The 9,857-nt window shown below is 61.0% G+C and carries 10 protein-coding genes; 7 read left to right on the top strand and 3 right to left on the bottom strand.

Translation table 11 applies throughout. The features are described from left to right. Positions 1 to 242 precede the first annotated feature (242 nt). The gene (locus Y705_RS16420) at positions 243 to 878 is read left to right on the top strand and encodes a GNAT family N-acetyltransferase (RefSeq protein WP_049822082.1); all 636 of its coding nucleotides are present in this window, start codon (positions 243 to 245) and stop codon (positions 876 to 878) included. 241 nt (positions 879 to 1,119) lie between these two features. Here Y705_RS16420 and Y705_RS16415 read toward each other — a convergent pair whose 3' ends face one another. After that, positions 1,120 to 2,235: an FUSC family protein gene (locus tag Y705_RS16415; protein WP_155849845.1), complete on the bottom strand. Its 1,116-nt coding sequence runs from the start codon at positions 2,233 to 2,235 to the stop codon at positions 1,120 to 1,122. Between the two features lie 592 nt (positions 2,236 to 2,827). Here Y705_RS16415 and Y705_RS0101235 point away from each other — a divergent pair. After that, the gene (locus tag Y705_RS0101235; RefSeq protein WP_049822080.1) at positions 2,828 to 3,103 is read left to right on the top strand and encodes a hypothetical protein; all 276 of its coding nucleotides are present in this window, start codon (positions 2,828 to 2,830) and stop codon (positions 3,101 to 3,103) included. A gap of 104 nt (positions 3,104 to 3,207) precedes the next feature. Here Y705_RS0101235 and Y705_RS0101230 read toward each other — a convergent pair whose 3' ends face one another. Further along, positions 3,208 to 3,951 (bottom strand): helicase associated domain-containing protein, encoded by a 744-nt coding sequence (locus tag Y705_RS0101230; protein ID WP_026531552.1) that lies wholly within the window; start codon positions 3,949 to 3,951, stop codon positions 3,208 to 3,210. Continuing rightward, complete coding sequence (locus Y705_RS22030; protein ID WP_026531551.1) at positions 3,938 to 4,333, bottom strand: DUF6221 family protein; 396 nt, start codon at positions 4,331 to 4,333, stop codon at positions 3,938 to 3,940. Before Y705_RS22030 ends, Y705_RS0101230 begins: the two co-directional genes overlap by 14 nt. Before the next feature lie 838 nt (positions 4,334 to 5,171). Between Y705_RS22030 and Y705_RS0101220 the strand changes: the two genes are divergently transcribed. From Y705_RS0101220 to Y705_RS23520, 5 genes are all read left to right on the top strand, one after another. Next, entirely contained in the window at positions 5,172 to 6,278 is a 1,107-nt protein-coding gene (locus tag Y705_RS0101220; RefSeq protein WP_253908432.1) for a tyrosine-type recombinase/integrase, read from the top strand. A 70-nt stretch (positions 6,279 to 6,348) separates the two neighbouring features. Further along, entirely contained in the window at positions 6,349 to 6,693 is a 345-nt protein-coding gene (locus tag Y705_RS0101215) for a helix-turn-helix domain-containing protein (RefSeq protein ID WP_026531549.1), read from the top strand. A 170-nt stretch (positions 6,694 to 6,863) separates the two neighbouring features. Continuing rightward, complete coding sequence (locus tag Y705_RS0101210) at positions 6,864 to 8,027, top strand: hypothetical protein (RefSeq protein WP_155849843.1); 1,164 nt, start codon at positions 6,864 to 6,866, stop codon at positions 8,025 to 8,027. Between the two features lie 758 nt (positions 8,028 to 8,785). Beyond that, a complete protein-coding gene (locus Y705_RS16410; protein ID WP_049822079.1) occupies positions 8,786 to 9,187 on the top strand; it encodes a hypothetical protein in 402 nt (133 codons plus the stop codon). A gap of 42 nt (positions 9,188 to 9,229) precedes the next feature. Continuing rightward, complete coding sequence (locus Y705_RS23520) at positions 9,230 to 9,781, top strand: metallophosphoesterase (RefSeq protein ID WP_155849842.1); 552 nt, start codon at positions 9,230 to 9,232, stop codon at positions 9,779 to 9,781. Positions 9,782 to 9,857 lie beyond the last annotated feature (76 nt).

The following is a 9,857-nucleotide window of genomic DNA, read 5'->3' as shown; positions in this document are numbered from 1 at the left end:
CGTGCAGGTCGAGATGTGGGTTTCCCCCCTCCACTAACCCCGTATCAACGTCGGAGCAGCACCAGGCATGCGTGCCTACGTGCGTGCGTGTTCCCTACGGGGGGCACGTGAAGGATGGTGCAGTGAGCGCATCATGAGAAAAATCAGCGTACTGAGTGTATTTTTGGCGTACTTCTGGTTAGTGTCAGGAGAGTACCGGGTCCAGAAAAAGGCGCGGTGACGCACCAGCACAGGATTTGACCATGACACAGCAGTTATACCCCGACACCACGATTTCACCCGAGATCTCGGGACCGGCAGCGCCGCCGGTCGCGGGATTCTCCGGAGAAACTCTCCTTGATGTTGATGTTTTCCGCTCCCGGCGGGGTGAGCGTGAGTCCGTGTGGCTGGAACGAGCACTGGCGATCGAGGACTTTTCCCAGACCTCGATGAGGGAATTGCGGGTGCTGGCGAACCAGCTGTACCGGCTCATCGACACGAATTTTCCGCCCGCCGAAGCGATGGAACGCTATGTGGCCATCGCCGAGGAACTCGACCTGCGCTCCACACAGGCCACCAACCCTGAAACTGCCGAGCGTTCGCAGGACGTCTTCCGGGACAGCCCCTTGTACTGCCGGTTCGAGTTGTTCGTTGACGGTAGCCTCGCCGCGTACATGAAGTACACGATGCACGGCGGGCAGATGAACCTCACCGACGGCGTCGAGCAGCCCGGTTTCCGCGGCCTGGGTGTAGACATGGTCCTGATGCGCCACATCATGCTTAACACCCACAAACGCCGCCTACACGTGGTGCCCCAGTGCCCGAGCGCCTTCGCCTTCCTCGCCGACAACCCCCAATACCTCACCCTCGCACCCCACTTGCTGGCCACGCAGCACTGATCGTCCCGCCGGGGTCGGATAACCCCGTGTCCGTCGTCCTCGCCTGAAAGTCACAGGTTCCATCACGGACATTCGCTGGTCGCCACTGTCGAGAGCTAGTGGAGCGGTGAGGGACCTGCTTGTGCAGCGTCGAGGTAGGTGCGGAGATTTGGCGTGAACCAATAGACCGCGGTCAATGCACCCTGCAGGCGTGGGAGAACTGCCGGCGCAACGTCGGAAGCCGGTCAACCATTGCTGCGGGTCAGGGGTTGCCGTGGTGTGTTGCCGGCGTGACCGCGTGAAGGATCCGGTGCAAGCTCATGGCGATGGCTGCGGCGGCGCCGAAGGGGCTGTTGCGGGATGCGGATTCGAAGGCACCCACCTCCAGTGCCCGTAACGCTTTTTGTGCTGCCTCGAGGGTTTCCTCGTCGTTTTCCTTGACCGTCCATAGCTTCAGGACCTTTCCGACCGTGGTGAAGGCATCTTGTAGTGGTTCCCTGAGTGCGGGTGGGATGGGTTTTTCGTCCGTCGTTCCTTCAACTGCGTCCTCGAGCATATTGGTGATACTCAAGGTGTGGAACGCTACGGTCTCCAGTGCCCTGACGTGCTCGTAGTCCTTGGTGAGGTTTCGGGGGTGGGAGTGTCGGCGGAGGTTTCCTTTTCGGCTTTCCTCGGCGTATTTCACTGCGGCCCGGGTGTCTTGCATGGTGTCGAAGAGGTCCTGGCGGTGTTCGACCCACCGCGGATCACCCGCCGCCCAGTTCTCTTCCAGTGCCTGGCCGATGTCCTGTAGCTGCTGTGCCGCTGTCCGGCGCAGCGCACCCATCTGATTGAGCGCGTCGTTGGTGTTCAATGGAGGAGCGATAAAGGTACTGACACCAAGACCGACGAGTACCCCGACGATCATCTGAATGAAATACCCGACGGAAAAACTCAGATCGTTGTTCCCGATGATCAACACGAACAGTCCCGCTGAAGCAATTCCCGTCCCACCGCCTGCCGTTCGGGGTAGCAGCCCTGCCAGCAGCACCCCCATCCCCACAACGAAGGCAACAGTGAAGGAGTCCGGGTCTCCGGCCCATACGGCCACATTGGCCAACACAATTCCGATCGCCAGGCCCACCATCGTTTGCAAGCCCAGCTTCACAGTCCCAGCAACTGTCGGATAGATCGCCAGCAGCGCGCCCAGCGGCGCGTAATACGGATACTCCGCAGCAACACCCGGAAGGAGCAGCGCTAACGCCCAGGCAACACCGGCCGCCAAGGCTGCTTTGACCGCGAGCACGACCTGCGGGCGAAGTAGCGCCCGCACCACGAAATCCCGGCCCCTGACATACCAGGTACGCCTCGCGGTCCCGCGGCGGGTGGAACCAGACAATTGGGCCACGTCCGGGCCGTGAGGACTTGGAGCGTTCACTGGTTGCTGTTGCATCAACGGTCGACGCGTCAGCGAGCTCGCTCTCTGAGGTAGTCGCCGGTGCGATGATTCTGTCGTAGAACAATGCCCCAACCACCCCACCGGGAATCGGTTCGAAAAGCACCTGTATTCGTCATGGGGTGAGTTCTTTCGTCGATTCGGGCCGTAGCTGCGGGGTGGCTGTCATAGTGTGCCGGTTCCATCCTGACCCGGTGTTCGCGGGGAATCCACCCCGATGAAAGTTCGGAGGTGGGCCTTGACGGTCGAGTGATAGTGACGCAGAGGCTGGACCCGCCACCCCAGAACAGGTAGAAAGCGTCCGAGCTTGCTGACGAGTCATCCAAAGCCGCAGACGTCCCTGCTGATGTGGGGCCCTTGGACGCTGTACGTCAAGTGCCTGGGAGCCGTCCTGTCAGCATTTACTTTGGTTCGGCGCCGGGACTACGTTGGTTGTTCGTTCCGTCGTCTCGGCGGCGATTTGAAATGGGTTCCCCAACCCCATCCACGTGATAGAGACGGCGCGTGCAGCGCCTCTCCCAAGGAGGAAATACAGATGTCACCGAACCTGAACCAGCCCGTCACCGATGACAGCATCAAAGTCCGTCAGCTCAGCCATTACCAGTTCAGCTGGGTCGCCGGAGAGGCCGGGCAACCCGGTTCCTGGACCCTTCAGCTGGTGCTTGATCAGGGAGCGTGGGAAGAAGTTCTGACACTCAGCGCCGATGATGCCGATAACCTGCAGGACCTGTTATCGACCTCTGAGACGGTGTACTACGACGTGCAGCGACGTACCCTGATGTTTGGCACCACCTCCACCGGTCACCACTGACACCCAAGCCCCTCAACGACGGCAATGCGGCCGGTGTGGTGCTCGATAGTTATGAGGCTTTAAGGCGAGAGCCGGGGCGCAGGGGTCACCTGGCATAAGGTCAGCTAAACGCCGTCTCGCAGATCACCGGCACGACGGATTGAGGTTCCTCCGGTCGCTCCTTCCGCTGGCAAAGGCCTAACTGGCGTTTTCCACCCCTGGAATTCCTTATGGAGTCTGGACCGCCGTGTTTCGTCGAGCTTCCCGGCACTCATAAGTGCTCGTTGCTTGGACACCCATACCGCGAGCACCCTTTCTTCAATTGGCCTGTCCGGCCGGTAGCGGGGCAGAACACCGTGTTCGACCACGAATTCGATCAGCCCGGAGAGCCGTCGGTTCCAGTGTTCGGACCGGGTGCCGCGGGCCTGTCCCTGCCACTCCCCCAGCTTGGCCAGAACCGCCAGCTGATCCGTGGTGAGCTGGCCTGCCCGGTACGCTTTTCGCTGCCGGTACAGCCACCCATACAACCAAAGCTCGTCCGCGTCCCGTGGGTTCTGTACCGGTAGCCGGCCCTGTTGCCGATAAAAGCCGAGCAGCCGTGCCGAGTGGTCCCACCACAGCTCCTTCAACGTACTGGTGAGCCTGGGCGCTGGTTGATCGTGGAGGATCAGGCGCCGACCGAAGAGGGCGGGGTCGCGTTTCTCGGCCGCCCGGATGGTGTAGCGGACGCGCCGCAGATCCGCCCGGCACGTCGCAGCAATCCGCTCAACCGGGATACCGCGGGAGTACATGAACAACCATTCCTGCTTGTTCTTGCACCCACCAATCGGGTACTCCCCTTCCGGCAGGATCAGGTCATCGAACCTCATAGCCCTCACTAAACCAGTGCGACTGGCACTCCGGGTGCTCCCGCCACGGCAGGGCCAGCAACTCGAGGATCTTGTACATATAGTCCTGTTCCCCTGCCGGCTCGTAATCCCAGTCGATGCTCTGCACATGAGCGACCAGGCGCTGCTTCGCAACGCAGTCCACCATGACCCTCTCGGGATGCTGATTCATGAAGTGGCAGGCCAGCGGATCCATCAGCAGCTCATGCCCGGCGACACCTATGTCTCGGCCAACGTCGCCCGCATGCCTGCTCTCCGCGCACAGAAGAAGGATGGCTGGCTTCACGACAAGAAGACGCGCCTGCTGGGCAAGGTCGTAATCTTCCGCGACCCGGGCGAGGATGAAGGCGGCCAGCTCATTCATGACCGAAGCGTACTGAACGATGCTGTGACCGGACAGGGAACACCACTTCCCAGCTCAGGCTGTCCTCGCTCGGTGGTGTTGGGGTGCTGGCGGCTCTCCCACAGATGGACGGCTTTAAGCTCTATCCTCCGGGCTCCACCCGTCCACAGGTGGATGACCCGCAACGGCACTTCCTAGATGTGATTCAGCTTCCAAAATAATCGAATGTGTGTTCTATTTTAAACCCTGCACGAAAGACAGCATGGGAAGGACTGCAGATGATGACAGCACAACCAGAGAACACCACACGAGACTCCCCGGCCTCTAAGGACGCCGCGTGGCATGTGCTGGACGAGCCCGCGGCCGTCCGCTTCCTGCCCTCCGGAACGCCGTTGGCGCTGCGTTGGCGGGGCATCATTTGGCAGGTCATTGGCGAGCCCACGTCGTGGTCGAGCTCGAGCAACTGGTGGGAACCCGGGCCCACTGTCCTGGGTGGTCGCGGCAGTATCCTCACGACCCGGTTCTGGCGGTTCCAGNCGGGCCCGCGTCCCCGGTGCTGGAGTTCGATATGAGCGCCGATCCGCGATGGGAGGACTGGCGGCTGCGCCGGGTCGCCGGCGTCCCCGGCTTCTAACCTGCACGGATAATCACGATGGCTAGAAGCGGGACGAGTACCCGGGCATGGGTCAGAGCAAGCACTATAAGGCGAACCACGAGGAATTGCATTAGATGCGACTTCTGCGTCCTTGAAGGGCGATGAGTTCGGCCCACCAGCTGCTTGTGAGCCTTGTAGGGGTTGACCGCTCTTCATCTTTTCCCGTCTAATGCAGGATACAAGCGTTAGACGGAAGGAAAAAGAGTGGATCGGAAGAGCCCGGCGGGTATGGCCTCGATCCATCTTGTGGAGGGCGTGGCATTCCTTGATCAGGAGAGCTCGGTGTTCGAGGCGATGATTGAAGGGTGGTGCGCCCAACAGCTGGGCGGCCGGCGGCTGCAGAAAATCACGGTGGAAAACCGTGTGCATGTAGTGCGCCAGTTCCGGACTCATTCTGGTGTCGGACCATGGGAGTGGACGGCTGCGGGTTTCGACGAGTGGATGATGGACCTGGTATCGATCCGCCAGATGATGCCCTCGACGGTGCGCAACTATCAGATCGTAATCAGGCAGTTCTGCGACTTCATCAGCTCGTCCCATTACGGCTGGGCGAAGCAATGCGAGGAACGCTTCGGCACTCATCCGATCCAGGTGTGCCATGACTGGAACACCCGCCCCCATATCCAGGAGGACGAGGCCAACCCGCGACGGCGGCCGCTGACTAGGGGTGAGCTGCAGCAGCTATTTGACCGTGCCGACGATGAAGTGCAAACACGATTAGCAGCCGGACGTAAGGGTGCTGCGGCAGCGTACCGGGACGCGACCCTGCTGAAAGTTGTGTACGCCTGGGGATTACGCGCCAACGAAGCGATGATGCTCGACGTCACGGACCTGTACCGCAACCCGAAAATTCCCTCGTTCGGGGACTTCGGCTTCCTTCGGGTCCGGTATGGAAAAGCCTCGAGGGGTTCCCCTCCGAAAGCCAGGACGGTCGCGACCGTGATGCCCTGGGCGGTGAATGCCCTGAAGGACTATATGGACAACGTCCTACCCATGATGCGCTACGGCACTTCCAACGCACTGTGGTTCTCGGAGCGATCCCGCAGGCTCGGAGTCCGCTCCCTGAGTGACAGGTTCGCCCTCTACCGGGATGAACTAGGACTGGATTCGGCCCTGTCACCGCACTGCCTGCGCCACAGCTACGCGACCCACCTCATCGAGGATGGGCACGACCCGTTGTTCGTTCAACGCCAACTCGGGCACGCCTACCAATCCACGACCGGCATCTACACGCATGTATCCGAGGACTTCGCCAACCGTATCCTTCGCGAAGCATTGGCGAAGATCCCACCACTAGCCGGCCTGACCTGATACAACAAACCAGCCATAACCAGAACCCGCGACAACACCAGCAATCACACCAGTGGAAGATGAGGACGAGATGACGGACATCATTGGGTACGAGTGGCGGCTGCGCGAGCAGATGGCAGCGGCGGGCCTGTTTAGCACCACCAAGCTCCTGCCCCTGTTGGAGGAAAGAGGCATTCACCTGTCTCCAAGTCAGGTCTACCGGCTGGTCGCCGAACGCCCTGAACGGTTGAACCTGCACGTCCTGGTTGCCCTGATGGACATCCTCGGATGTAGTGCAGATGACCTGATCATCAAGGTCGCTCTCGGCCGGTCGGATCAACGCAACGGTACCGACGAATCAGGACGGGCCGACTCGGCATCCGCAGTCATCCGTGCCCGTGGCCTGCGCCCGCAACGCGCCCGCGTGGACGACTGATGCCCCCATCAGGCTCGGGCGCCCCCTTCGCAACGACGTGTGGGCACCCGGGCCGGACCGTAGGAATCATCTCCAGCAATCGGTATTGCGACTACTGCTGGCGACACTCACCAGTGACACGCAGGCAGTGCCACCGGTGCACTGTGGTGGATCACCTAAACATCACTGGGTTGTGTAAGCAGTGCAGGGCGACCGATGCCGTCAACACCCTCTTCCGACCAGCAATGCTCAAACACCAGTCAGCACTGAACAACCTCCACTATCACCTGCTCGCCGCGGATCCGCGATACGTTCTGGGGCTCATTAGAAGCAAAGCGGCATGGACTCTCCTGACCGCCGTCTTGGCATTACCAGACACGATCACCCATGAGGACCTGGATCAGCTGGGAACACCTCGCGCTGTCTCGCAGGTACGCTCCCTCCTCGTCGAACACGCTGTCCTCCCCGAACGCGATGAATACGCCCACCGGCTTCATGCCTGGACCGCAGCTCAGATCGCCTCCCTGCCGCACCTTTCTGACCAGCTCGCCGTACGCCAGTTCATCCGCTGGCGCCAGCAACGCCGCACCAGACCCGGGCCCCTGACGAACACCACCGCGGCCAATGACAAGCGCGAACTCCGCCTGATCTTCGGTTTCATCAATCACCTCAACGCCTCCAACCACACCCTGTCGACGACAGGTCAGGAGCTCATTGATCACTGGGCACGCCAAGCACCGCGCGACGCGTTCCGGGTGCGACGCTTCCTACGCTGGAGCGCCAGGTCTGGAAACAGTAGGCCCCTGGTACCACCGGACTACGGCCGCATTGGGTTCAACCTTGGCGGAAGCATCGGACGAACCAACGAAGACGCTCTCAAACGCGCGCTCAGCGAGGACACCATGAGCCCAAGAACGCGCCTGGCGATCGTCTTGAACGTCGTCTATGGGATTCGTGTCCACAAAATCGCTGAACTACGTCTTGAAGATCTCAGCGTCAAGGAAGGCGTTGCGGGCATCCATCTCGGAACCGTCCGGTTGGACCTACCCGCGGCCACCATCCCCTGGATCACGATGCTCTTGGCTGGGGTACCAACAAAACGTCGCTTTGGTGGATCCACACACAACAGCACCTGGGTTTACCCCAGTACCCACCACGGCGACCACCAACTACCCTCCAGCCTCGCAGCGCACCTGCGGATCTACGGTGTTTCACCCGCAACCGCCCACCAGGCAGCCACCGCGGCCATCATCACCCAGGTCCCACCAGCAGTCGTCGCGCGCATCCTCGGCGTCAGCCTGAAGACAACCGCCGGCTGGCGGAAACTCACCGGTGATGCTGCGACTTATCGATGACAGTCCCTATCTCCCACTGGCGGTGACTGGCGCTTCCTTGTGAGAAGTGGGTCAGGTCAGGCTGCCTTTTTCATCTTCACTCAAGGTCGCATCATGAGACCAGCTGCCAGGTCAGCAATCCCTGCGACGAAGTGCCTATAGGCTCGCTTGATGAGTTCCGATGCTGCATTTCCCCTCCGCCGCAACACGTGGGAGAAACTCTCAGAATCGTCCGCTTACTGGGGTCCCGCCGCAGCCGTCCTTCTTGGGATCATCCTTCGCGACAGTCTTGGCCTGGTGGGCGCAGCGGCAGTAGCTGTTGTGGTCGCCGTGGTGGTGTCACTGTTTATAGAAGCCACCGCACGGAAGAGCCGACGGCGTCGACTAGCAGCCAACGTTGAGCGAGGCGTCATTGAAGCCGTAGTCCGATTCACGGACGAAAGCGGGAATGCTCCAAATAGCGGATGGAAGGAGGGCGCCCTTTCCTTAACTGATACCGGATTCTCATTCCAACAGCTACGGGGACGAGTCGGCAGACCGGTGAATGCACCCATCGAGCTGCCACAACCACAATCTCTGGGAGACAGGCCACACGACTTCAAGCAGGCGCCTGGGCTCGACCGACGGTTCAGGACCTTCGGTTTCTTCGTCAACCAGCGAGAATTTGAAGTGGCAATCGATCCTTCATACCTAAGCGATTCCCTCCTACGCAACCGGCTAGGCGCCAAGAACTCGTCAACTTAGAATCGCGCACGATACCGATCCACTACGCACGCCTGATGGATCAGCGGATCGAGGAGTTCGTGATGCGCGAGGAACTGATCATGCTCACCGCGGCAGAGCTCGACGTCGAGAACGTCAGGCCCGTTGATTTCCCGGAACCGCGGCGGGTGTATGCGTGGATCCGCTACCCCTCCAAAGCCCTCCGGATCCAGGCCCACGCCATCGAGTACCCGAAAACCGCAGTGAAGATCCGGTTCTTCGAGCCGTTGACTCTGATCCAGCGCGAAGGCCGGGTATGGCTCAACGCCGTCACCCCGGCGCCGACAATGGTCAGAACGAAAACACCCGATGACTCCCGAAAGGGTGGCAATATACCCCTCATCGGCCGACACGACGGCCGCCTCGCGGAAGTCAGAGCCGCAGCCAACTGCTTCATCACAGGTGTCTGCGACAGCTAGCGACACGCAGTCCTCATCCCGACAAGCACGTAGGTTTGTTGGATGGAACTGTCTGACCCTCCGCTGGCCGTATTCGGCGATTGGCACGGGCACCTTGGCTGGGCCCTCGGTGCCATCGACGCCGCTGAACGCGCCGGGGTAAGAACTCTGCTCCACGTGGGAGATTTCGGCCTCGACTTCCCAGGCCCACAGCGGAGCCGCTACGAAAGCAAGCTGAGCCGGCGGCTGGCTGCCTCAAACCTGCAGATCCTCGTATCCCCTGGTAATCATGACAACTGGAGCACCATCCAGAAACTGCCGGTACTCGAAGACGGTACCGCCCAGTTCACGGAGCAGATCCGAATACTTCCCCGCGGTAGCCGCACCACCGTCCATGGTCTCGTGATTGGCGCTCTCGGGGGGCGCCTACAGCGTCGACCAAGGCTGGCGCAGAGCAGGAAAAAACTAGTGGCCCAAGGAGGAACCCACGCAGGAGGAAGCCGAGCATCTCATCGCAGGCGGGCCCGTCGATGTCTTGCTCGCCCACGATGTACCGGCCTCCGTTCCTATGAAGGGCGAATTCGACCTGCCCCCGCACATTGCGGAGCGAGCTGAGGAAACAAGGCGGTTGCTGGACTCCGTCATCGAACGCCTCCGGCCACCTGTGGTGTTTTGCGGCCATTGGCATCAA

Source organism: Arthrobacter sp. H41 (assembly GCF_000520535.1).
In the GTDB taxonomy this organism is placed as follows: Bacteria; Actinomycetota; Actinomycetes; order Actinomycetales; family Micrococcaceae; genus Arthrobacter_D.
This window is presented reverse-complemented; position numbering and strand designations above follow the sequence as displayed.